Source organism: Streptomyces roseochromogenus subsp. oscitans DS 12.976 (assembly GCF_000497445.1).
Classification (GTDB): Bacteria; Actinomycetota; Actinomycetes; order Streptomycetales; family Streptomycetaceae; genus Streptomyces; species Streptomyces oscitans.
In genome coordinates this window covers 5517491-5541110 of record NZ_CM002285.1, presented here as the reverse complement: position 1 = coordinate 5541110, position 23620 = coordinate 5517491, and the positions used below count along the sequence as shown (strand labels likewise).

22 protein-coding genes are annotated in these 23620 nt (G+C 67.4%); 19 read left to right on the top strand and 3 right to left on the bottom strand.

The window, feature by feature from the left end:
- Nucleotides 1–31: 31 nt before the first annotated feature.
- On the bottom strand, nt 32–724 hold the full coding sequence (locus M878_RS73680) for a hypothetical protein (protein WP_158692752.1): 693 nt from the start codon (nt 722–724) through the stop codon (nt 32–34).
- A gap of 770 nt (nt 725–1494) precedes the next feature.
- On the opposite strand from M878_RS73680, the gene M878_RS73675 reads away from it, so the two are divergent.
- The 7 genes from M878_RS73675 (at nt 1495) to M878_RS73650 (ending at nt 6238) form a co-directional block, all read left to right on the top strand.
- On the top strand, nt 1495–3546 hold the full coding sequence (locus M878_RS73675; RefSeq protein ID WP_245238411.1) for a PrsW family glutamic-type intramembrane protease: 2052 nt from the start codon (nt 1495–1497) through the stop codon (nt 3544–3546).
- A 6-nt stretch (nt 3547–3552) separates the two neighbouring features.
- Nucleotides 3553–4158, top strand: coding sequence for a hypothetical protein (locus M878_RS97675; RefSeq protein ID WP_158692751.1), 606 nt, complete (start codon nt 3553–3555; stop codon nt 4156–4158).
- 231 nt (nt 4159–4389) lie between these two features.
- Entirely contained in the window at nt 4390–4761 is a 372-nt protein-coding gene (locus M878_RS73670; RefSeq protein ID WP_031225621.1) for a hypothetical protein, read from the top strand.
- The gene (locus M878_RS73665; protein ID WP_023549708.1) at nt 4754–5176 is read left to right on the top strand and encodes a DUF6093 family protein; all 423 of its coding nucleotides are present in this window, start codon (nt 4754–4756) and stop codon (nt 5174–5176) included. Before M878_RS73670 ends, M878_RS73665 begins: the two co-directional genes overlap by 8 nt.
- Nucleotides 5137–5574, top strand: coding sequence for an HK97 gp10 family phage protein (locus tag M878_RS000000101920; RefSeq protein ID WP_425347906.1), 438 nt, complete (start codon nt 5137–5139; stop codon nt 5572–5574). The genes M878_RS73665 and M878_RS000000101920 overlap by 40 nt, the downstream gene beginning before the upstream one ends.
- Nucleotides 5571–5810 (top strand): hypothetical protein, encoded by a 240-nt coding sequence (locus M878_RS73655; protein ID WP_023549706.1) that lies wholly within the window; start codon nt 5571–5573, stop codon nt 5808–5810. The genes M878_RS000000101920 and M878_RS73655 overlap by 4 nt, the downstream gene beginning before the upstream one ends.
- On the top strand, nt 5807–6238 hold the full coding sequence (locus M878_RS73650; protein WP_023549705.1) for a hypothetical protein: 432 nt from the start codon (nt 5807–5809) through the stop codon (nt 6236–6238). The genes M878_RS73655 and M878_RS73650 overlap by 4 nt, the downstream gene beginning before the upstream one ends.
- A gap of 211 nt (nt 6239–6449) precedes the next feature.
- Here the strand turns inward: M878_RS73650 and M878_RS73645 are convergent, their stop codons facing one another.
- A complete protein-coding gene (locus M878_RS73645) occupies nt 6450–7406 on the bottom strand; it encodes a S66 peptidase family protein (protein ID WP_031225620.1) in 957 nt (318 codons plus the stop codon).
- Nucleotides 7407–7610: 204 nt separating this feature from the next.
- On the opposite strand from M878_RS73645, the gene M878_RS48695 reads away from it, so the two are divergent.
- From M878_RS48695 to M878_RS73610, 9 genes are all read left to right on the top strand, one after another.
- A complete protein-coding gene (locus M878_RS48695; RefSeq protein WP_483414717.1) occupies nt 7611–8192 on the top strand; it encodes a phage tail tube protein in 582 nt (193 codons plus the stop codon).
- 155 nt (nt 8193–8347) lie between these two features.
- Entirely contained in the window at nt 8348–8935 is a 588-nt protein-coding gene (locus M878_RS73640; RefSeq protein ID WP_023549701.1) for a hypothetical protein, read from the top strand.
- 107 nt (nt 8936–9042) lie between these two features.
- On the top strand, nt 9043–9261 hold the full coding sequence (locus tag M878_RS000000100110; protein WP_023549700.1) for a hypothetical protein: 219 nt from the start codon (nt 9043–9045) through the stop codon (nt 9259–9261).
- Nucleotides 9262–9328: 67 nt separating this feature from the next.
- Entirely contained in the window at nt 9329–14320 is a 4992-nt protein-coding gene (locus M878_RS73635) for a phage tail tape measure protein (protein ID WP_023549699.1), read from the top strand.
- Nucleotides 14317–15204, top strand: a complete 888-nt coding sequence (locus tag M878_RS73630; RefSeq protein WP_023549698.1) for a phage tail family protein — start codon at nt 14317–14319, stop codon at nt 15202–15204. Before M878_RS73635 ends, M878_RS73630 begins: the two co-directional genes overlap by 4 nt.
- Before the next feature lie 16 nt (nt 15205–15220).
- Entirely contained in the window at nt 15221–16153 is a 933-nt protein-coding gene (locus M878_RS73625) for a hypothetical protein (RefSeq protein WP_023549697.1), read from the top strand.
- Nucleotides 16150–17241, top strand: coding sequence for a hypothetical protein (locus M878_RS73620; RefSeq protein ID WP_023549696.1), 1092 nt, complete (start codon nt 16150–16152; stop codon nt 17239–17241). The genes M878_RS73625 and M878_RS73620 overlap by 4 nt, the downstream gene beginning before the upstream one ends.
- A gap of 20 nt (nt 17242–17261) precedes the next feature.
- Nucleotides 17262–19547: a hypothetical protein gene (locus tag M878_RS73615; protein ID WP_158692748.1), complete on the top strand. Its 2286-nt coding sequence runs from the start codon at nt 17262–17264 to the stop codon at nt 19545–19547.
- A 14-nt stretch (nt 19548–19561) separates the two neighbouring features.
- Nucleotides 19562–20893 (top strand): glycoside hydrolase family 6 protein, encoded by a 1332-nt coding sequence (locus M878_RS73610; protein ID WP_023549694.1) that lies wholly within the window; start codon nt 19562–19564, stop codon nt 20891–20893.
- Between the two features lie 230 nt (nt 20894–21123).
- Here M878_RS73610 and M878_RS73605 read toward each other — a convergent pair whose 3' ends face one another.
- Nucleotides 21124–21465, bottom strand: a complete 342-nt coding sequence (locus M878_RS73605) for a histone-like nucleoid-structuring protein Lsr2 (RefSeq protein WP_023549693.1) — start codon at nt 21463–21465, stop codon at nt 21124–21126.
- 292 nt (nt 21466–21757) lie between these two features.
- Between M878_RS73605 and M878_RS73600 the strand changes: the two genes are divergently transcribed.
- From M878_RS73600 to M878_RS73590, 3 genes are read left to right on the top strand one after another with little or no spacing between them, the layout of a single operon-like run.
- Nucleotides 21758–22117, top strand: coding sequence for a hypothetical protein (locus tag M878_RS73600; RefSeq protein WP_023549692.1), 360 nt, complete (start codon nt 21758–21760; stop codon nt 22115–22117).
- A 60-nt stretch (nt 22118–22177) separates the two neighbouring features.
- The gene (locus M878_RS94675) at nt 22178–23230 is read left to right on the top strand and encodes an N-acetylmuramoyl-L-alanine amidase (protein ID WP_078630360.1); all 1053 of its coding nucleotides are present in this window, start codon (nt 22178–22180) and stop codon (nt 23228–23230) included.
- Nucleotides 23231–23235: 5 nt separating this feature from the next.
- Nucleotides 23236–23451, top strand: coding sequence for a hypothetical protein (locus tag M878_RS73590; protein WP_023549690.1), 216 nt, complete (start codon nt 23236–23238; stop codon nt 23449–23451).
- The last annotated feature ends 169 nt before the right edge of the window (nt 23452–23620 follow it).

Sequence of the window (23620 nt, the reverse complement as noted above, 5' to 3'; positions counted from 1 at the left end):
CCCTCCGCAGGCATCCCTTGGAATTGATCATCTAGAAGTAGGGCGTGTCTCCAAAGTACAGGTCGCCGCGGTCTCTTTGAGGCGCGTCCGGCCAGGAGGTGAGTTCGAAGTCTTCCAGACGCACGACGAAGCGTCGGCCGTCTTCGACCAGGTCCAGCCGCTCCGGCGGCAACGGCACCTTCCAGTTCGGGGCGGGCTGGCGTTGCTGCATTTCCTTGGCCCGTTCCAACCACTGGGCGAGTTGGACGGCAAAGGCGTCCGCGTTGGCTGTGCGCTCGGGCGGCGAAGGCATCTCCGGGCGATCACTGAGAGCCTCGACTTGTTTGCGCCACCACCACATCCAGCAGTGAAGGAGGGCCGGGAACAGCTCGACTGGGGCGGGCGTCTCGCTTCTCATGGTGAGCAGCACGCCGTGCTCGTTGTCCAATCGCTCGAACGTCGATCGGAGCCCTACACGGCAGGTGCGATCGTCAATCAGAGCGCCTGCCGCATCCACCACAACAAGTTGCGACATGAGCCTATCCACGACCAGCTCTGGGGCCTCGTCCTTCCGCACCCAAGCGGCCACGGCCGGGGATGTCTTCGAAGCACGGCTGAACGCCGCTGCGCTGGCGGCGTCTCCGTGCGGCCCCGCGTCTACTGCGGTGAGGAACGAACTCAGCAGTTGCGCACCCGGATTGGCACCCGCCGCAGGATCGTGTCGGCTCAGGTGGATGGTCAGCACAGAGCCTGGTGTAGTGCCGCCGTCAGCACGAGCATCGATGCGGGCGACACCCGCCCATGGTCGGCCAATTTGATGTGCTGACTGCATCCGGCATCCTCCTCTGCCCTTCTGGTAGCTCACCACCGTACGGCGTACCCGTTGGCGGTTGGTGCCATGTGCCGGGCTGTGGTTCTTTGCCTGCTTCCCTTCCCTAGCCGTTCTGTCCTCCATAGGCTTCGGCAGATCAACGGGCAGAGAAGGCAACTCACAACTCAGGAAAGGCGCCGTCCGCATTCCTCGTGCAGGCAGAGTCATGCCGACCCAACTGGCCGAGGGCTCGGCGCCACGAAGAGCGATCGTGTCGGTGCTCCGCCCCTCGCAGGTGCGGGGGGCGGAGCGATGTCGAGCAATGCAGCCAGCTGCTCGGATAGGACTCGCTTCACGGTACGGCAGTGAAGGCCAGCCGCACGGGAGGGAGTGCCCGTGAGCCAGCGGCACGGTGTCCCGGGTGCGTTGCGGTTCTGCAGCCGGTCTACCTTTCAGCTGCTGCCGGACCTGCTGGGATGTGATCAGCGCAGGAGGCAACAGGCAAGGCATTGGCGAACTGGGTGCCGACGTCGAGGTGATATCCCAGTTGCCCTGCGCAGAGGAAAGGATTTGCATCCTCCTTGTGGTCGCCTTATCGAGTCTCTCAACTCGCTTGCTGCACAAGTAGTTGAGCGCATAGCATCGCGTTCACGGTCGCGAATCGATGGTTGTTCCGGTGCATCGGGGGGCCTGGTGTGACGTTGATGATGGCGGTGGCGGCCGTCTGGGGTGTGCTGCAACTGTTCGCCGCTTCCTGGCCGACTCGTTCGGTGCGCTTGTCGACCGTGCTGTTGGCATTCGCGGTGGGGATGTACGGGTGCGGCGTGGCCACGGCGTTGGTGGAGCTCGCCTACACCCGCCTCTACGCGCACCAGTCGGGGCAGTCGCTGGTCACGGTGGTGGACACCACCAGTTACACGGTGGCGCCGTGGGTGGAGGAACTGATCAAGGTTTCCCCGCTCCTGCTGGCCGGGGTGAGTTTGAAGGTGCGGCGCCAGTGGGGGCTGACCGACTTCACGGTACTGGGTGCGGCGCTGGGGGGCGGGTTCGGGCTGCTGGAGGCGGTCCTGCGGTACGGCTTGGACGCGCACCGGGCGATCGCCCGCGGTGGGGGCTGGATCATCCCGGACAGCTTGTCCCCGCCTTACGTGCCGGGTCTCGGGCAGGTGTTGACGGCGTGGCTCCCTGCGCCGTTCAGTCAGTTGGACATGCTCGGCCCGCCGGCGACCGAAACCTTCTCCCACCTGGTGTGGACGGCTATGGCCGGCTTCGGGGTCGGGCTGCTGTGGCGTGCACGAGGTTGGCTACGCCTGCTCTCTGTGGTCCCGCTTGCGGCCGCTGCCGCGTATCACACGGTGAACAATTACGCGGTCCAGGAACCCGTCGGCCAGGCTGCGCACTGGCTTGAGTCTCTGAACGGGAAGGCGTGGGCGGCGCCGCTCGTGTGCCTGGTCATCGCGATGCTCGCCGACCTGCGGCAGATCCATCGCGGACGGCACACCGTGCCAGGCGTCGTGCTTGCTTCGGAACGGGTCGATGGTGACAGCTTGGGAGCCCTGCTGCGCTATGCGTCCTGGCGGTTGCCGTGGAGCCTGCTGATCGTCCTGCGCTACGTCCGGATACGGCGGTCGCTGCTGTACGCCACGGCGTCGGCGTCGCCCGACACCGCGCAGGACCTGCGCTGGATGGTCGCCGGCATCACTGCTCGGATGGAGGCATCCAACAACCCGCACGCCTGGCAGAGGCTGAACGTCCGCGACCTGCTGAAGGCAACCCGGACCGCAAGGCGTTCTCGGCAACGGTGGCTCCTGCTGATCCCGTGCGTCCTCGCGATGCCCTCGTTACTGTTCCTGGGAGTCGGCTCCTTCACGTCGGCTGCCGGCCTTCAGAAGTTCTTCAGTACCGGTTCGGGACCGAAGATCCTCATGGGCTTCGGCATTGCCGCCCTGGCCTGGATCGTCTACCAGCTCACCACCCTGTTGCGCACCTGGCGGACAGCATCGGTCCAGCCCATGGCGGAACTGCTGGCCGTCCACCGCTTCCGTGTCGGGACCGCGCTGGGGGCGGCCACCACCGGCGCACTCCTGCTGTGGCGCGGGTTCGGAAGCGCCGGGCCCAGTGGCAGGGCGATCCACACTTTCCACCTGCTCGACGCGCTGAACACCTTCCTGGTCTACCTCGGCTTCGCCCTCCTGCTGCTGTCCCTGCTCGCTCTCTTCCCTCCCGGAGGCCTTGCCCTCGCTGGAGGCGGAGCAGTCGGCGCCCTTACCGCCGAAGCCGCCGTCAACGCCTCGCTTCTCGGTACCGCAGGGATCGTTCTGATGGCCGTAGGGGCAGAGGGCGCCGGTTCTGGCGGAGAAGGTTCATCATCAGCCAACGAGTCGACGAGTCGCTCCACCGACCCCGCGACCGCAGAGCGCGTCGGTGCTGCGCGCGAGCAGAAAGTGGCAGAGTTGACGAACGGTACGGTGCCGTCGGGTGCGCCGGGTAAGCCGGGACTGAAGGTGACCAAACCGGGTGCCGGCACCACGGACGTCGACGTGATCGGCGGAGATGGCTCATACATCGCTGTCGGTGGCCCGGCGAAGGCCAGGAACCTTGCCAAGTTTGGGGAGAAATGCCACATCTTGAAATATGCGGCTGAGCAGCAGGGCGTCCGGGCCCAGGTGTACCTCGAAGAAGGGACGCCGGAGTCAGCGTTGAACCTCGCCAGGAAGATCCTCGGCGAAGGCAATGTTCACACATTCACGAGATGAGTTGCAGTGAGTGACGGATTCTTCCATTGGTACCGCTCAGGCTGGGTCCCGGCAGATGCCGAGCGAGTCGTACAGGATCTCGATGCGCAAGGCCTGAGGCTCAACAATCCCACCACGGGCCGGATTACGCAGATCACCAGCGGGCCCGAATCCTGGGGCGAGCAGGTGCCAGTTTCGCGTGATCAGCTCATGTCGAACGCAGCTCTGACGAATGCCGGAGAGGTCAACTTTCAACTGTGGCTGAGCGGTGACACGGACATTTTCACACGTATTCGTCGCCTGAACGGCGGCGTGACGGTTTTCGAATTCGGCCTCGACGGACTCTCACTTGAAGAGCAGGAACATGCCATTCGTGCAATCTCGAGACAGATTTGCGCGGATCTCACACGGTGCATCGGCTTTGTACTGGACCGGCAAGGCGTAACAGAGGATGTCGATTGGGATGACGTCATCATGCATGGCGCCAATCACTTGGACAGCTGGCCCGATACGCTTGCTGTACGTCCTGACATTTCTATAAGGCACCCGCAACTGGCGGCTGCGAAGCGAATGGAAATGCCGCCCCTCATCCTGGTCGGCGAAATGCTCCCGGGCAATGGGCCAGAGCTGTGACGCCTGATGGGATAGGCTGACTCGCCATGGCCTGGACCGACTGCCAGGGGTGGAACGAGCTCGTCGAGCGTCCTATGCGGCCTTTGACCGCTGAGGAGGCCAGAGTTCGTCATGCCAACAGCGAGCTGTACACCGGCGTCCCATCCAACGACTGCAAGCTGTCGCCGGAGTCGCGTGAAGGGATCCGCCGGGAGACTGAGGTCTCGTCTTCGCGCACCTAGTGTCGTGGCTATGAGCAGCACCCATGGCGAGCACCGGCGTGTGCGTATTACGGCAGCTCCGAACGATGGGGCGGTCATCGAGATTGATGGTCATGATGTCGCCTCGTCTGTCGAGGCCTACCGGATCACGCAGACCGTCGACGAGGGCCCCGAGGTCACGCTGTACGTGCAGCAGGGTTGGCGTGGCCTGGAGTTCGACGGGTTGGCCGAAGTCGTGGTGGAGCCTTCCGACGTTCGGCAGGTGGTGATCGGGTTCCTGGATGCCGTCGACTGGCGGAGACTCGACGAGGCCGTGCTGGATCGAGACGACCTCGACGGCCAGCCAGGGGAGCTGACCCGCGGCATGCTCGCGCAGCTGAGGGAGTGGGCTGCGAGTGCTTGACCAGTCGGCGATCGCCCGGTTCGCAGAGCGTCATCTGATGTCGGACCGAGTTCAGATCAGGCGTGGCAACGGCGAGGACATGCTGGACCCGGAGACCGGTGATCTGGTGCCGGCCCGGCCGTTGATCGTCTACGACGACAAGGGCGGTTTGTACGCACATCAGGAGCGGATCCGCGGCACAGGCTCGGGGCAGGACGGGGCGTGGGTGGAGGAAGTGCGTGCCGGCTACCGGCTGCTGCTGCCTCTCGATGCCCCGGAGGTGTGCGAGGACGACACGGTGCTGGTCATGGAGGCCCGCGATAGCCAGGCCGTTGGCCGCACGTACCGGGTGACCGCGCAGGGTGAAGTGTCGTCATTTCCTGTGCTGCGCACGGTGTGGCTGGAGGAGCACAACCGGAGGCCAGGCGCGCAGTGAGTGGCGGCAGCTTCCAGCACCCGTCCCAGTTGGCGGCGGCTTTGGAACGGAGCGGGAAGGCGGCGGTGGCCACGGCAGAGACAGCGATGCGGCACGGAGCGAAGGCTTTGGTGGTTCAGGTGCAGCACAATGCGTCAGGGCGTCCTGGGCCACGAGTGATCACCGGCCGGTATCGGGCGTCGTGGGAGTCCGATGTACGCCGGGCCGGGCCGGTGATCGTTGCCGAGGTCGGTACGCGTGCGCCGCAGGGCCGCCGGTTGGAGTTCGGGTTCGTGGGTGTTGATTCCCTGGGCCGTCACTATGCCCAGCGGCCGTTCCCTCATCTGGGACCCGCGGTCGCCGCCTTCGGTCCGCTGTTGGTGCGGGAGCTCGGGCGAGCGGTCTCGGAGGAGCTGTGACCGACATGAACACTGCGCTCGAGGACGCGTTGGCCGGTGTGCTCGCTGAGCACGAGCGTGGACTGCTCGCCCGGGCTGTCGTCGTGGCCGAGGTGCTGGATGAGGACGGTGAGCGCAGTTTGTCGATCCTGACCACGCCGAGGGTGATGGAGTGGGATGCGCTCGGCCTGTGCCGGTACGGGGTGCTCAGTATCGAAGGCCCGGCGGCAGCCTATTTCGCAGGCGGAGACCTGTGATCGAGCGGGCCCGGGTGACCGCCTCAGTTCAGATGATGCTGGCCACGGCGACGGGTAAGCCGTGTGGCCTTGGCCGTCTGCCGCTGGTGGAGGGTCGGCCCGCACCGCTGCCGTACATGGTGCTCTACCCCCAGGGCGGGCCTGTTGGTGGAGCGCCGTTGGCGGACCAGTCGGAGGACGGGCGTCTCGTCTACCAGGTCACGATCGTGGCTGCTCGTACGGATCAGGCCGAGTGGCTCGCGGATCGGGCACTGCAGGCGCTCCTGGGACGGACAGCCGCCGGCCGGTGGCAGCACGCGATCCAGATTCCGGACGTGGATGTGTGGGGGCGGGAACTGTTGGTCGACGACGGTGTGGATCTGTCCGATGCGGACGCTGGCGTCGTGACGGCAGTGCAGAGGTACACGCTGTCCGTGACGGCCTACTGATCGTCGTAGCCGAGGGTGAGCTGGTACCGGTCCTGCAGGTGTGTGCTGATCAAGGCGTCGAGCCTGTCGGCGAAGCGCGTGAACCAGCGGGGCCAATCGAAGCTGGCGGATCCTGGAGCCCATAGGCTCCCGGCGGCCACACGCGCTGATCGACTGGGTGGTCAATCACCGTGCTGCATGACCTTGCAGTCCGGGCAAGGCAGTTCGGCGGTCAGACGACGGCCGACTGAACCGTCAGGGTTCCTTCGGCAGTGTCGATCGCGGCCTGAGTGCCGAGCGGGAGGGTCGGAGGGTGCAGGCCATGCCCGGCGGGGAGTCCACCGAGAACAGGAACACCCAGGCGACTCAGCCTGTCGCGCAGGACGTCGGCAATGCCCCATCCCCCCAGGGTCGGATCACCGGCATCCTGGTCGAAGCCGAGGAACTGGCCAAGGGCGACACCGCACAGCCCGTTCAGGGCCCCGGTACGGGTCAGCTGGGTCAGTGCACGGTCGACCTCCCCCAGCCCTGTGCCTCTTTGGTGTTCGAGGAAGAGGATCGCCCCCTTGAGGTTCGGCAGGCCGGCTCCGGCCTGGGTGCGGATCGCGTCGAGGTTGCCGCCGACCAAGACGCCGGTCGCGGTGCCTTCCGCGGTGACGGCTGCAGTGGCCTGGCTGGTGTCCCGGTGGATGATGACGGGGTCGGTGGTCATCAGCGCGCGGCGGAGGGCGTCGGCTGATGCGCGTCCGGACCATTCGTCGCTCCAGTTGGCGAAGGGGCCGTGCAGGCAGGCCAGGCGGCATCGGGCCCATAGGGCGAGGTGGAGGTGGGTGATCTCGCTGAAGCCGACCACGGGTTTCGGGTCGCGGCGCAGCGAGTCGGTATCGAGGTCGTCGACGATGCGGTAGGCGCCTTTGCCGCCCCGGGTGGCAATCACGGCGCGCACCCCCGGGTCGCCGAACGCGGAATTCAGGTCGGAGACGCGGTCCTCGTCCCGACCAGCCATATAGCCCCATTGGTCAAAGACGTGCTCACCCAACTCGACCCGGAGCCCCCATGACGTCAGTAGCTCGACGCCGCGGGCGACTCCCTCGCGGCTGGGGGGACTGGCCGGAGAGACGATCCGTACCCGATCCCCGGGCCGTAACCGCGGCGACCGCACGGGCTGGAGACTGTCGAAGGTATCCATGCCGCGATGTTCCTACACACGCCGAGCCGAAGCTGGGCCCTTGCCGCAGCGCCTCCCGTGATCTTTGTACGACCCTCGGCGTCCGGGACGGCGACGTCGACGGCAGTATGGTGATCTACGTGCAGACCCTGCAGCTCACTGTTACTGGCTGAGCTGGGATCTGCGTCCTCACCGCGGAGGCCCGCGCGGACGCCCAACCACCCTGTGGTGTGGGCCGGTTCCCCGACACATCGTCGAGGGACGGGGCCTCCCGAGTTGTGTGGCTGCCGTCCCGGAATCGGACAGCAGACCTTGCAGGTAAAGAAGTTTTCCCGGCGCGGTGTGACCCGCGTCCTGTGGCTCAAGAGCGTCGCGGACGCGGGCCACGTCCCCACCCGTGCCGAGCTGACCGCCGGCACAGATCTGACTGACGCGATCGCGGCGATCGACGGCTGGACGCTGCAGAACCAGGCCATCGAAACCCCGGACCTGGGGTCGACGTTCGAGTCGAAGATCCCCGGCACAGACCAGGCCGACGATTCGTCGCTCGGCTTCTACGAGGACCGGGTGTCGGACGAAATCGAGCAGTTGCTGACGAAGGACGCCACTGGTTGGGTCGTCTTCCTGCGCAAGGGCGATGTCCCCGGCAGCCGCAGCATGGATGTCTTCCCCGTGCGGATCGGCTCGCGCTCGCCGAACTTCTCGACGGACAACGAGGCCGCAAAGTTCACGGTGAACTTCTCGATCACCGAAAAGCCGACGCAGGACGCCGTAATCCCGCCGGCTGCGACGAAGGCCGACAAGTAGCCCTGGTTCGGCCTCTTTGACTGCCCGGCCAGGTGCTAACGGGCAACGAGCGTTCCTCCCTTTCCTCTGTTCCGGCACTCGTGCTGCTGCCCTGGCCGGGCCCCTCCTCGTTCCCCCCTTTCCCTGCTCTTCTATTCGTGCTGTTGGAGTTGTGAGTGCCCACCGATACCCGCCCCGTTTCCGAACCTCCGGCCAAGGCTGTTGCGCGTGACGCCCACTGGGCGGCCAAGCTGGCTCGGCTGCGTGCCCGCCAGCTGCCCGAGTACACGCTGGTGATCTGCGACGACCAGGAGGCGAAGCGGCGCCTGGACAAGGCCGTGCTGGAGTTCGCGCGCTGCCAGATGGCCGATGCGGAGAACGGCCGCGAGCACAGTGAGGAGACACAGCGCGCCGAGGAGGACGTCGAAGATGCTCAGGCTGACTTCGACGCCGTTTCGCTGGAGCTCACGTTCAAGGCGCTGCCCCGCCCGATCCTGGACGGGCTGATCAAGCGGTTCCCCCCGACCGAGGCCCAGGCCGAGGACGGCGACGCGTGGAACCCCGAGACGTTCCCTGCGGCGCTGATCGCCGCCGCGCACATCGAGCGCGACGACGAGGGCAACATCGTGGACGGCATGAGCGAGCAGGACGCGCAGGACCTGCTCGACTCGTGGCCCGTGGCCGAGTCCAATGCGCTGTTCGCTGCAGCGTGGCAGGCCCAGCAGATCGTGCGTACCTCCACGGTGGAGCTGGGAAAAGACTGATCAGGGACGGGCAGCTTCGCGCCGAGCTGGAGCTGTGCGACCGCTGGGGCATCCCGCACTCTCAGTTCCTCGGCGCGGGTGACGGCCGCTGGAGCGAACTGGACCGGATGAAGGCTCTCGCCTTCGCGGCCCATCAGCGAACGGTCTGTGATCAGTGCGGCACCCGGGCCGCGGAGTGGGACGAAGCCGCCGGCGGGGACCGGTTCGCATATGTCACCACGACGGTGCGCTGCCCGGGCTGTGAGCTGATCGCACACGAGCAGGAGCAGGTGCCCGACGGGCCGGACGGGTACGGAGTGCGGATCGGTCTCGTTCCACGCGCCTAGAAGCGGTCCTGGGTCGTGGTGAGGGAGGGGATACGAGAAGGGGCGTGGGGAGTAAGGGCACCGGCAGGTGTCGTCCTACACGCTCAGCGTTCAGGCGCGAGCGGACTTCGCCCACCTCCTGTCGGAGATCCGGCAGGCCTCCCGCGCGATGCGCGGGCTCGGCCGCGACACCGCCGCCCTGAACTGGCAGCTCCACCAGATCGGCTCCGGAGCCCGCGGCTCCTCGTCCGGGCTTCGCGGTCTTGGCCGTGATGCTGACCGTGCTCGTGCGGGCTTGCGCCGTGTGGGTGCGGACGGGCACGCGTCGATGCGGCAGCTGCGCCACGGGCTGCTCGGCTCCCGCCAGGAAGCGCATCATCTGCGCAGCCTCCTGGTCGGCGGAGGCATCGTCGCCTCGCTTGCGGAGATCGCGAAGGAGGGCAACGAGTACCAGCGCGCCATCAACAAGTGGGGCGCGGTCACCGGCGCGTCCGGCGTCGAGATGGTGCAGGCCGCGGCGAAGGCTCGCGAGCTCGGCGCCGACCTCAAGATCCCCGGTACGTCTGCAGCGAAGGCCGCGGACGCGATGCTTGAGCTGGCCAAGGCGGGCCAGACCTCCACCTCGAGCATCGCGAACGCCCGCGCGGCGATGCAGTTGGCGGCGGCCGACAACCTCACGGCTGCCGACTCCGCCCGGTATCTGGGCGACGTGATGGACCAGTTCGGTCTGTCATCAAACAACGCCGGCCGGGCCGCCGATGTGCTCGCCGCGTCGGCGAACGCGGCCTCCGGTGGCCTGCGGGACATCTACTACGCGATGTCCTACACCGGGCCCGTCGCCGCCCAGTTGGGTATCTCGATCGAGGACACCTCGGCGGCGGTGGCGATGCTGGCTCGCTCCGGCATCCTCGGCTCCAAAGCAGGAACGTCCCTGCGTGGGATGCTGACGAACCTGTCGCGTCCCACCGCCCGGATGAAGCAGGGCCTGGCCGAGCTCGGCGTCGAAGCATGGGACACGCAGGGCGACTTCAAGGGCCTGCGCACGGTGATCGAGGGCTTCGAGCAGGCCCAGCACCGTATGTCCCAGAAGGACTTCCTCGGCTCCCTCGCTGACGTCGTCGGCAAGCCTGCCCTCGCCGGTGCGTCCGCGTTGGCGCATCAAGGCGTCGAGGCGTTCGACCAGATGCACACGGCGATCGCGCGCACCGGCGCGGCCCAGGAGATCGCCGCCTCTCAGACCAAGGGCCTGGCGGGTGCCGTCACCCAGCTCAAGACGCAGGCCTCCAACACCGGGCAGGCCCTCTACACCGCGGCGGCTCCCGGGTTGGAGAAGGTCACCCGGCTACTGACCGCCGGGATGGCGGCGGCCACCCCGGGAATGGCCGCGGCCCTGGACTATGTGCAGGACTTGTACACCCTGGCGGGGCCGTCGGTGTCGAAGGCCGTCTCGGCCGGTCTGGACGAGGTGGGTGATGCGCTCGGCGGGCTGGGCGGGCCGCTGCAAGATGTCGCCTTCGACACCGCCGCAGCAGGGATCAACGTCCTCGTCAACGGCGGCCGCGCCCTCATCGAGATCCTGCGCAACGTCGGCTCCGCCGCGTCCCCGGTCGCCGACGCCTTCGCGGATATGGCGGCCGAGGCCGATGCTGGTGGTACGGCGCTCGACATCGTCGTCACTGCGCTGAACCTGGCTTCTTCGGCGGCCGGGGCTGTTTCGACCACGCTGATCCCGGTCGGGCATGTGGTTGCCGGGCTGGTGCGCGGGTTCGCGATGCTGCCGGGTCCGGTGCAGACGGCGATCGTGGCAATGCTGCTCGCGCGCCGCGCCACCCCCGTCCTCATGAATCTGGCTCGCACGGTGGCGGGTCCGGTGGCGGGCGCTTACCGCTCGCTCGGCGATCAGATGCGCGTGCAGGAACGGCTCGCTGCCGCGAACGGCCAGTCGATCGGCCGCGTCGGCCAGGCCCTCGCCGTCCTGGAGACCCGGGTGCCGGTGGTGGGGCGGATGGCTGCCGCATTCAGGTCCGCCAGTGGTCCCGTGTCGGGCCTGACCCGTGCTATCGGCACGGGTCTGGGTGGAGCGGCGCGTGGGCTGATGGGTGCGCTCGGCGGCCCGTGGGGTGTCGCGATTGCCGCCGCGGGTGTGGGGCTGTCGATGCTCGCGGACCATCAGCAGAAGGCGGCGCAGGCGGCGGCCGAGCACCAGTCGCGGATCAGCACGCTCACGCAGGCGCTTCGCGACTCCAACGGTGCGGTCAACGACAGTGTCCGGGCTGCGGCCGCGCAGTCGATCATGGACACGAAGGTCTTCGACGGGAAGAACCGGCTCGTCGACGTCATGTCCAAGGCTGGCGTCTCCGTCCGGCAACTCACCGACGCCTACCTCGGGCAGGACGGCGGACTGAACGCCCTGCAGAAGCGGCTGAACGAGACAGCCGAGGCGAACGTTGAGTGGATCGCCAACCAGGGTGGGGCGGCGAAGGCCTACAACGATCAAGGCTTGGCCGCCGCACGGGCGGCGGATGCGCTCGGCGCGGTCAAGGGCGAAATGTCGCAGGCCGTCAAGGACGCCAAGGACCTAGCCGACGCCACCGGCTCCGGCGGACGCACGGCTGCGGATGCGGTCGGCCCGTTTGGGAAGTTCTCCGACGCGATGCGCCGGCTGTCCGACTCCACGGCGGACGCCGACTCCCGTGCGCGGGCGCTGCACGACGCGCTGAACATCCTCGCGGGTGGCTCGGTCAATCTGTCCGCGGCCGAGGCCCGCCTGAACCGGTCGGTGTCGGATGCGGCCGAGTCGTTGAAGAGCGGCGTCGACCAGACGCAGGGCTATGGCAAGTCACTGCTGAACATGGATGGTTCGCTGTCCACGGTCACTCGCAACGGTCAGAAGCTGTACGACCTGCTCCAGGGCCTGTCGACGAACTCCGCAGACGCCGCGCTCGCCGCCTACCAGTACGCGGAGGCGAACGGGAAGAGTGTGCCGGAGGCGTTGAAGGCCGCGCAGGCGCAGATGGTCACCGCGCGAGAGTCGGCGATTGCGACCGCCGAGGGGTACGGGCTCACTGCCGAGCAGGCAGCCAAGCTCGCCGATGCGGCCGGGCTGGTGCCGGAGCAGGTGTCGATCCTGTTGCAGACGGCTGGCATGGACGAGGCGATGGCTGAACTCATCGCGGTTCAGCAGGCGTTGAAGGCAACCCCGGACGACAAGACCGTGACCATCGCCACTCTCTCCAACGAGGCCCGCGAGGACCTGGAGAAGCTCGGCTTCCAGATCAAGGACCTGAAGGACCGGCGGGTGCAGGTCACCGCGCCCACAGATATGGCCCGGACGGAGTTGAATGCGCTGATCGCGAAGATCGCGCAGACCCCCGGCAGCAAGCACGTCGACGTCACCTCCGCCACGCAAGCGACGATCGCCAGCCTGGAGGCAGTCAAGCAGAGGATCGCCGGGGTTCCCGCGGGCAAGACGATCACGGTCGCGGCGCCGACGGCTGGGGCTCGCGCCCAACTCGAAGCCCTAGGCTTCAAGATCACCGAGGTCCCTGGCAGCAAGAACGTTCACATCTACGCGCCGACCGGCACGCAGCGAGCAGGCGTTGACGCTCTGGCCCAGGCCATCAATAACCTGCGCTCCAAGTCGGTGACCATCACCACTCACCACGTGAGCGTGCTGTCCAACATTGGCCCGTCGCCTTCCGGAATTGCTGACGCTCTACGAAGGCAGGCCGACAACCTGCGCAAGCACGCCGACGGCGGCGTCGTCGACTACTTCGCCGAGGGTGGCTTGCGCGGTGAACAGCATGTCGCGCAGATTGCGCCCGCTGGGGGCTGGAGGGTCTGGGCCGAGCCGGAGACTGGTGGGGAGAGCTACATTCCGCTCGCTGCGAGCAAGCGCACCCGGTCCAGGCGGATTGCCGAGGAAACGGTCCGTCGGCTGGGCGGCGGGCCGATCACCTGGTACGCGGACGGCGGCGTGTCGAACTGGTCGTACCAGCCGCTCGGCTCCTCCACCTTCACGGTGTCGGATGTCGTCTCGGAGTCGCAGCGCAAGAGCAGGGGCGGCAAGGAGCACTTCGACCTGCGTCTGTTCGAGAAGAACCTTCGCAAGTCCGTGAAGGCGGCCCAGGGCTGGCGTGGTGATCTGGCCATCGTGGCTCAGCGCGCCGGAACCGATGTCGCCAAGGCACTGGAAGAGATGGGCGAGGACGGTGTCGCCCTGACCAGGAAGATGGCACACGGCTCCAGCAGGTACGTGAAGGACATGGCCGCGCAGCTCGCCAAGCTTGCCGGCACCGCCCGCGCCTCCCTCGGTGACTACATTGCCCAGTTGCAGAACGCGGTGAAGGACAACACCGCCTTCCAAAACAACCTGGTCAAGCTCGCTTCCAGCGGCTTCGGCGACCTCGCCGCGCGCCTGGCCGAGCAGAACGACGCGGACGCCGAGGCGCTCGCGGTACAGGCGGTGAAGGACAAGAAGAAAGCGAAGAAGGCCAACACCGCGGCGAAGAGCGTGTCCAAGGCCCTGGACGGGGAGCAGCTCACCGACCTGGTGCAGATCATCGGGGCGCTCGCGAAGACCAAGGGCATCCACGACGTGGCCGATGCGACCGGTCTCGACGAGGACCGGATCATCGAGATCGCCAGCCGGGCCAAGCAGCAGATCAAGAGGACCGGGCGTGGCGACCGGTTCCTGGCCGATCTGGTGAAGGCGAACGCCGGCAAGGCGTATGCGAACGGCGGGATCTGGGAGCCCGGGGTCTACTCCTCCGAGGGCGGGCTGATCAAGTTCGCGGAGAAGGAGACACGGGGCGAGTCGTACATCCCGCACGCCCCGGCGAAGCGCGGCCGCGCCACCGCCGTCCTCTCGGAGACGGCCGACCGGTTCGGCTACACGCTCACGCCCAGGCGTCTCGTCGACGCGCATGCGAGCCGCGCGCAGGTGGTCGTGGTGCATCAGGCGCCGGCGATCGGCCAGCAGACCATTCATGTCACCCGGGCCGGGGCGGGCGCGGACGACATCGCCTCCGCCGTCTCGTATCAGGTGCGCCGGGCCCACCGTGGGGGTGTTCTGCGGTGAGTAGCGAGCTCAAGGACTTCCAGTTGGAGTTCGGCGGTGTGCGGCTCGGCCACGGCACGCAGGTTCCGATCGCTGAGATCGAGGGTCTGGCCCGCCCTGGGGTGCGTGGGGAGATGGTCGAGCAGCCCGGCGCGGATGGAGCCTGGCCGGCACCCGACTGGTATGCGGCTCGCACCCTGCGCATCGACTGCGCCATCAAAACGCCGGGCGATCCTGCCGCCGCCCGCCAACTCCTGGCCGCCCTGCAGGAGGCGGCCGACGATCGGCGGGTGCGCACCGTGGGCAGCGCGGTGATGCCGCTGCGCATCAAATGGCCGGGCTCCCCGGCCCGTGTCCTGTTCGGCCGTCTGGTAAAGCTGGAGGCGTCCTGGGAGAAGGCCGCGTTCGGCTGGGTCCCGCTCGACCTGGAGTTCGCGGCCCCGGATCCGCGCTACTACGCCGATGTTCAGCAGCACGAGGAGTTGCGGCTGGGCTGGCTGTCGGGCGGTGGTTTCACCGCGCCCGTCCAGGCGCCGATCCGGGTCACCAGCGGCAACCCGACGGGGCAGAACCGGCCGGGCTGGATCACCAACAACGGCACCGCCGACGCGCACCCCGTGCTCACGGTGTACGGGCCATGCGCCAACCCTGTGATCACGCATGCCGACACCGGCCGCCAGATCGAACTGGCTGTGACGCTGGCCGCTGGCCAATGGGCACGCGTCGACACCCGGCTCGGCCGCCTGACCGCCCTGCGGGACAACGGCGGCCCCGTGGCCACCACGTCCCGACTGGACACCTTCGTCCTGCCGCCAGGCCGCAGCGAGATCCGCTGGACCGCGACTGATCCGACCGCCACCGCCCGCCTCACGGTGGCGTGGCGCGACGCCTACATAGCCCTCTAAGGAGACCCGACCCGTTATGACCCTCGCGCAAGCACCGCTGCTCGTGGACGGCGCCCGCCACTCGGCGCAGACCTTCCGCATGATGATCAAGGACCTGTCCCGAGGTGCTGAAGGCGTCACCGAGGCCGCCGACCTGAAAGTCACGCCGCTGCCTGTTCCCGGAGGTGGAGTCCAGGTCGCCGACGGCTCAGCGGTGATCCGCGGGAAGGCGAACGCCTGGCAGGGCTCATACACCGCCTACAACATCGGCTCCGCCACCGTGCCAATCGCACCCACCGGGGCGACACCACGGTCGGATCTGATCGTGCTGCGTGTCTCCGACCCGGAGTTCGAGGGCGGCCTCGATCCGACGAAGGACGCGATCAACTACTTCGACGTCATTCCCAACGTCTCCCCCACGACGACCAGCGTCCCCAAGGGCGTGACGGGCATCGCGATCGCCCGCGTGGATCTGCCAGCGAACACCGGCACCGTCACCTCCGGGATGATCCGTGACCTTCGCCGAGTCGCCAACCCTCGTCGGGAGCGGACGCTGTACACGGCCTATCCGACCAAGCTGTCGAAGGCATTCAGGGATGACGACCAGTGGCATGATTGGCCGCCCGAGGCCCGCTGGACGATCCCGGTGCCGGACTGGGCCACGAAGCTGATCGTCACCGTCACCATCGCCGGCCTGCGCATGGACTACGACAGCCTCTTGGGCAAGCTTCGGCTCATTTTCGGCACCGTCCAGGGCCAGCACACGATGGTCGACGACAACCAAGGCAAGGTTGTCCGCCGCTCCACCGCCATCGTTGCCGACACCCTCACTCTCCCCGCCGACTACCGGGGTACCAGCCAGGTCCTGTACTTGCAGGCCAACATGTCGAAGAACTGGAAGGGCGACCTCGGTACCGACGCAGGCACGTCGATCATCGCCGATGTCGAGTTCACCGAAGGACCGGTGTGACGTACCGGTACCTCACCCAGGACGCGCTGACTGGCGAATGGCTCTCCCCGCACCTGCCGTTGAAGGGGGTCGAGTTCGGGCCCGAACTCAATGGGCCTGGCGAGCTTCGCGGTTCCCTGTCGCCCCGCCTGGCATGGTCGCATCCCGAACTCACTGATCCCGGGACCACGCTGATCTACGCGGAGCGGGACGGGATACTGCGGTGGGGCGGCATCATCTGGCAGACCGAACCCGACGGCAACACCATGACCGTGGAGGCCGCGGGCTGGTCCTCGTACTTCCACCGCCGGCACGACCTCGACGGTGAACTCAGAGGCCGCGCACCCTATGTGCGTGCCGACCCGTGCCGGATCTTCCGCGACGTCGTCGCATACGCGCAGTCGATCCCGGACGGTGACCTTGGCATCACCGTCGACGACACCACCTCCAAGGCGACCGTCGGCACGCCGGCCGAGCCGTGGCACTCCCGCTGGTGGGAGACCCCCGTGCTCGGCGACATGCTCGATGACCTGGTGAAGCCGGCCGACTCACCTGACTACACCTGCACAACTTGGTGGGGCACCGAACGACGCCCCATACGCCGCATCCGGCTTGGGTACCCGCGCCTGGGCAGCCGCCGCAGGGACATCGCGTTCTCCACCGGCGTCAACATCATCGGCTCCACCCCGGTGACCTACAGCGCGGACGAGTACGCCCAGGTCGTCGTCGCCACCGGCACCGGGGAAGGACGCGCCCAGCACCGCGCCATTGACGCCGTCCGGAACGAGCGGCTGCGTCTGGAGTACGTCCTCAACGTGCCCGATGTCCGCGGCGCGGACGTCCTCGCGCAGCGGGCGAAGCGGGAACGCGCGTGGCGTCAGAGCCTCGGCCACGTCGAGGAGATCACCGTACGCAACCACCCCGCGGCCCCGATCGGCTCCTGGCAGGTCGGCGACGACGTGCGGGTGGCGGTGCGGGATCAGTGGACGAATTGGTCCGGCTGGTGCCGCATCACCGGCTACACCATCCGACCCGACACCGACGACGGTGAGACTGCCACGCTCCAGCTCGAACCGGCGGGCGCCCACCAGTACGCCACCGTTGTCTGACCTGACCGAAGGAACCTTTCTTGCCCTCCGACATAGGTACTCGTCTCGCCCGCCTGGAACAACTCGTCCGCCGCTCGCTGCGTGCCCCGAAACTCGCCAACGCCAGCCTTGAGAATGGCTCGGTCGACGTGTACGACGAGAACGGCTCCCTGCGCGCAATCATTGGCCGGCAGCCCGACGGCACGAGCGGCGTGACCGCAGTGAATGGGCCGAGACCTCCCGTCCCGTCGCTGCCGGAGGTAGAGCCTGTTCTGGGCGGGTTGCGCGTCACCTGGGACGGTCGCTTTGCAGACAGTGAGACCGTGCCCTTGGACCTGTCGCGGGTGCAGGTGCATGTCCTGACATCAGCGGGCATGCAGCCGAACGCGAGGTGGCCGTCCGCGACGATCGAGGCTGCCTCGGGAGCGTCGGTGACGATCGCGGTGAACAACTATGCGCCGGTGTGGGTGCGGCTGGTCGCGGTGAACTCCTCCGGCCTCCCCGGCCTCCCCTCGGAGGCGGTACGAGCCACCGCCCGTCGCGCCGTGTCCGGAGACCTCGCCAACAGTGCCATCCAGCAAGGACACATTGCCGCCGGAGCGATCGCCACCCCTCACCTGGCAGTGGGTGCCGTCACTCCCGACCAGATCGCGGTCGGCCAGGGCACGAACCTGATCCCCGACCCGGGGTTCGAGGGCGTGGCCAGCGCGAACACGGTTGCCGCGGGCGGTACGGCGTGGTCGTTCGCACCCGGCAACCGCACTGGCGTAGGGATCCACCTCGACTGCACCGCTGACACGGCGACGCACTGGACGCTCCCGCTGGCCACCGTGCCAGTGCTGGCCGCATCTCAGTTGTTCCTCGGCATCGACATGCTGGTGTCCGACGGCCTGAAGGCTCAGGGCGTCAAGATCCTCGCTCGTTGGGAAACCAGCACTGGGGAGGTCCTCGGCTACGGCGTCGCTGAAACCGCCAGCCCTGAGCCGGGCCTGTGGCACCGGATCACAGGTCAGGTGTCGGCGCCGCAAGGCACCACCCGGGCGGTCCTCTGTCTGGAGGCCTCCGACGCCACGGCCGGGTGGGTGGTATTCGATAATGCTCAGGCCCACACCATCTTCGGAGACGTCACCGGCGGCGCCCGCGCCGAACTCGGTCCACAAGGGCTTCGTCTCTATGACGAAGACGGCGAAGAGGTCGTCTCCCTCGTGTCTGGGCAAGCCAACTATCTGACGCTCCGCGACGGCACAGCTCGGGTCGCCGCGATCGGTTCCACCGGAGACGCGTCGTTCCAGAACCTGAACGTGGCCGGCCGTGTGACCATCGGCGGTGACGATCTCGCTGATCTCTACGACGGCCCGCGTGGTCTGATCGCCCTGGACTGGATGGCCACCCCGGTCAAGACGACCACGGGCACGGAGATGGGCTACGTCGAGCTCGCCTTCGACGCGGAGGACGGCCGTATGTACCGGGTCGTCTACGAGGGGACCGCGGAGTGCTCGGCAACCGGAGGCTCGCTCGTTCTGCGGCTGCGCACCGGCTACACGGCCGCACCGCTGATCTCGTCCACCCAGCTGCAGGAGGTCCGGCATCCCCTGGCCGCCAGCCGCCGCTCGGCACGCCTGGAGTTCGTGGCCTCGTGCACGCCCTCCGGTCTGATCCGGCCAGGTCGTAACCGGCTGCTTGTGACGTTCACCAGCGACAGCGGCGCACCGAGCGGGCAACACGTGACTCTGACAGGGGCCAAGGGACGTCTGGGACACATGACGGTCGAGGACATCGGCGAACGCGTCCCGGAGACGGGCGTGTTCAACACCGGCGGCGCCGCCGTCCCCGACCCGCCGGTCAAGGTCACTCGCACGTACAAGGCCGCCTGGTCCGGCAGCTACGCGAACCGCTCCGGCTACAACGCCTACTACAAGAACGAGATGGTCAGCGGCTATTACTCGGCCAACAACGGAACCCAGGCTGCCCTGGCCGGCTTCGGTGGCAGCCTTGCCGCTGACCTGGCCGGTGCCAAGCTCCTCAAGGTCGAGGTGTACCTGTACGCCAGCCACTGGTTCTACGCCTCCGGCGGCACCGCCATCATCAAGACCCACGGGCACGGCTCCAGGCCCAGCAAGTTCTCTGCGGACCAGAGCGGCTCGAAGACTGTCACTGGCTGGGCCCGGGCGAGCGGCCGCTGGGTCGACATCACCTCGATCTTCGACTCCGCCAAGTGCCGGGGCATCGCGATCGACCCGAAAACCACTGACAAGACCGCGTACGGAAAGTTCGACGGCGTGGGCTCCGCGCACCCGCCGCAGCTGCGCGTCACCTTTATCAAGTAACCCAAGGAGTACCTGTGGCTGCCCTGTACGGGGACCTCGTCACCAACGGATCTTTCACGGACGGCGTCAGCGGCTGGTGGGCCGGTGATCCCGCGATGCTCGCACTCAACGCGCCCGGCGCTGGCCTGCAAGCGACCGCCACCACGGAGGCCGTGAACCTGTGGGACGCGCCGTTCGGGCAGGACAAGATCACCCTCCGCGCCGGCTGCACCTACACGCTGAGCTTCACAGCCCGGGCTAGCCAGCCCGGAACCCAACTGCGCGCGCAGGTCGGCCTCGGCACTGATCCGTGGACCGCGGCCCTAGACCGGACGGTGACACTGCCTGCGGTCGACACCCACTTCGTTCTGCGGTTCACGTCCGCTCTCGACACTACGGCGGGCCAGGTGAGTTTCCAGTTCGGGCAGGGCACCACGGTCACGATCTACCTCACGGAGGTACGGCTCACCTGCTCCACCGTCCGCGAGGGTTTCTACGCGGATCTCGAGTCGAACGCGGCGAAGTGGGTCGCGGCCAACCCTGACGATCCGCGCGCCCGGAAGATCGCTCACGGTCTGGTGCGCAGGCCGGCCGCAAGGTGGTTCGGGAACTGGAACAAGGACATCAAAGCGGACGTTGACGCCTATGTGGCAGCAGCCGCTGCGGTCGGCAGGCTGCCGATTCTCGCCGCGTACAACGTGCACAACCGGGACGCTGGCGGCCAGTCCAGTGGCGGAGCTTTTTCGCCCGAGGAGTACCGGGCCTGGATCGACGCCTTCGCGGAAGGCATTGGCGACCGCCCGGCCCTCGTCATCGTCGAACCTGACTCTCTGGCTCAGCTGGGCAACCTGTCCACGGACGCGGCACGCGCCGAACGCACCAGCCTCATCGCCCACGCTGCCGAAGTCCTCGCCGCCCTCCCTCTCGTGCACGCATATCTCGATGGGGGCAACGCCACCTGGATCAGGCCCGGTGACATGGCTGAACGACTCGCGGCCGCAGGAGTGGCCAAGGTAAGGGGCTTTGCTGTCGGCGTCGCCAACTTCGATGCCACCGACATCTCTTGTACTTACGGTCAACAGGTCAGTACCGCGCTGTCCGGTCTCGGTGTGCACGGCGCCCGGTTCGTGATCGACACATCCCGTAACGGCAACGGCGCCCTGGATGGGAACGGGCAGCACGCCGGCTACTGCAACCCGGCAGGACGGCGGCTCGGCGTCCCCTCCTCCATGGGGATCGGCGGTGCCGAGTACCTGCTGTGGATCAAGGCGCCGGGAGATTCCGACGGCCTGGGCGGCACTGCGCCCACCACGGCCGCCGGTACGTTCTCCCCGTTCCTCGCAGAGCACCTGATTGATGGACGGTGACTGCCATCGTCGCGGCATGTCAGCAGCCGCCGATCAGTGATCCGGTCCGAGCTGAATGAGCCATACCTTCAGTAGGTTCTCGTGCGAGCCCGCTGGAGGAGATTCCTCAAGCCCTTACAACTCCAGCCCCTGAACACGCCCATGCACCGTAAGTGAATTCAGCACGGGTGTGGCACCTGATACGAGACGGCAGTGCCCCTCGCCCGGCGGCAGGGGGCTCTGACAGCCTGCTACTGGGCCTTCTCGTATGCCTCGCGAACTGAGGCCGGTACTCGGCCGCGGTCGTTTACCTCGAAGCCGTTGTCCTTCGCCCAGGCCCGAATGGCCGACGAGTCGTTCTGGGCGCCTGCGGCGCCTTTCGGCTTCCCCTTGCCCTTGGCAGTTCCGCGGACCCTGCGGGCGCCCTCGGCGTGAAGGTAGGGGTTGAGCAGTTCGAGGAGCTTCTCGTAGTTGTCGTCCGTGAGGTCGATTTCGACCCCCGCTCCATCGACGAGAATGCTGTGCGTGGAGATGTCCGACGACGCTTCGCCGGTCAAGTCATCCACGTATGTCGTGATCACCTTCTGAGCCATAGGGACGACTATAAGCCCGTTTGAGCTTCTCCCTTATACATGATCGCTTCCGGTCGGGAACCTGGACGGGATCCATCCCGCTCGGGGTGGCGGTCGGGTGCCGAGGCAGCCAGTCTGAGAGTGCGGTGATCGCTGCCTCGGAGCGGAGTTGCGGATGATCTTCAGTCTCTGCTGCGGGATGGGATATTCGCAATCCAGAAATCACTCCGGGCGCAGGTCATCGGCCGCGAGCGCGTCCTCCTCTCGCACCCGTAGGATCGTGTCAGGGCACGGGGCCGCCGGGAGTGTTCAGGTGTCCGTGCCGCCGAGTGCTGAGCCCACGCTGTGGGAGCTGCACCGCGCCGTGTCCCAACTACGCGAGGACCTACGCGGCGATCTCGCCCGGCTTGCCGCACGCCTGGATCACGTGGTCACCGAGGATGTGTACCGGGCCGACCAGCGTGCATTCGATCAGCGCATCAGCCAGATCGAGGCCGGCCTTGCCGGGCTGCGCGACGAACATGATCAGGCGACGGAGCGTGCCGAGCAGCAGCGCCGTGAGGACCAGGCGCAGGCCGCGGCGACGCGGCGGCTCGTGCTCAGTTCATTCGTGTCGCCGCTGCTGTTGATGACGCTGCAGCTGTGGCTCGCGTCGCGCGGCGCAGCCCCGTAGCCGGGTTATGGGGGCAGTTGAGTTTCAGTTCGGGCGCGGGGAGAACAGTGAGCGCCGAACGTGGCGACACCTATCAGTGCCGACCGTCTCGTGACCGCGCTGCGCGCCGAGGGCGTGCGTGTGGTGGAGCGGCCGGGGTGGCGAACCCACAACAGGAATCACAAGGGGCCTTGGGGTCCGGTGAACGGGGTGATGATCCACCACACCGTGACCTCGGGCACGGCCAACACGGTCAGCATCTGCGAGCGCGGCTACGAAGGTCTGCCGGGGCCGCTGTGCCACGGTGTGATCGCGAAGGACGGCACCGTGTACTTGGTCGGGTACGGCCGCGCCAACCACGCCGGCCGTGGTGACGGCGACGTGTTGCGTGCCGTTGTCGCGGAGCGCGCGCTGCCGAAGGCGAGCGAAGCCGATACGGATGGCAACACTCACTTCTACGGCTTCGAGTGCGAGAACCTCGGCAACGGCAGCGACCCGTGGCCGCCCGCCCAGCTCGATGCGATCGAGCGTGCTACCGCGGCGCTGTGCCGTGCGCACGGTTGGAGTGCGGCCAGCGTGATCGGGCACCTGGAGTGGCAGCCCGGGAAGATTGATCCAAAGGGCTTCACCATGGGCTGGCTGCGCGAGCTTGTCGCCACGCGCCTGAAGTCCAAGCCCTCCGACGGCAGTTCGGACGGTGACTGGAAGGGCGGCGGCTCGACGTACGTCGTCAAGAACGGTGACACACTCGCGGGCATCGGGAGGATGTTCAGCGTCAGCTGGGAGCGGATCGCTCAGGCCAACAAGCTCAAGGCCCCGTACGTGATCAAACCCGGGCAGAAGCTCACCGTCCCCTCGAAGGTGAGCGGAGGCGGCTACACCCCGCCTCCGTTTCCGGACGGTCTTGCTCCGGGCCGCTCGTCACCGTCTGCGAAGGGCCTTCAGCAGGGGCTGAAGGACACCGGCTGGCTCGACCCGTCGGTACCGCTCGCCGACAACTACGGCCCCCAGACCCAGCAGGCCGTGGCCGCCTTCAACCGCAAGCACAACCTGTTTACCGCCGGCCGCCCCAACGACCCGGTGATCGGCCGCCGCGGCTGGGATCTCCTGCACCGACTCGCTTACGGGAACTGACCACTTTGATCGACTTCATTTACGCCCACAGCACTCGCCTGTACGCGATCGCCGCCGCAGCACTGTCACTGATCGCCTACTACATTCAGGACCTGCCGACCGGACTCATCCTCGCCCTGGTCGCCGCGGTCCTCGGCACCGGCGAGGCCGTCCAGCGTGTGGAAGACCGCAAGACCGCCAAGGCCCTTCGCCAGGAACCGCCTCTGTCGACGCGGCTCTGAACCGAGACGCTGGGGTTGTCTGAGAAGCCCCCGGCCTCCTCCCGACGGTGAGGTGATCGACGCCGTCCGGAGGAGGCCTTGCCGTGCACGCCGTAGTTCGTTTTCGGACGGCGCCACCACCACCCTCGGGGCCATGGCGCTCACCGTGCAGGAGCAGGCGGTGATGGAC

Bases quoted from the DNA above. Each gene is read 5' to 3' on its own strand.
- M878_RS73675 (WP_245238411.1), top strand. From the start codon at position 1,495: ATGATGGCGGTGGCGGCCGTCTGGGGTGTGCTGCAACTGTTCGCCGCT.
- M878_RS73670 (WP_031225621.1), top strand. From the start codon at position 4,390: ATGAGCAGCACCCATGGCGAGCACCGGCGTGTGCGTATTACGGCAGCT.
- M878_RS73645 (WP_031225620.1), bottom strand. From the start codon at position 7,406: ATGGATACCTTCGACAGTCTCCAGCCCGTGCGGTCGCCGCGGTTACGG.
- M878_RS000000100110 (WP_023549700.1), top strand. From the start codon at position 9,043: ATGAAGGCTCTCGCCTTCGCGGCCCATCAGCGAACGGTCTGTGATCAG.
- M878_RS73625 (WP_023549697.1), top strand. From the start codon at position 15,221: ATGACCCTCGCGCAAGCACCGCTGCTCGTGGACGGCGCCCGCCACTCG.
- M878_RS73605 (WP_023549693.1), bottom strand. From the start codon at position 21,465: ATGGCTCAGAAGGTGATCACGACATACGTGGATGACTTGACCGGCGAA.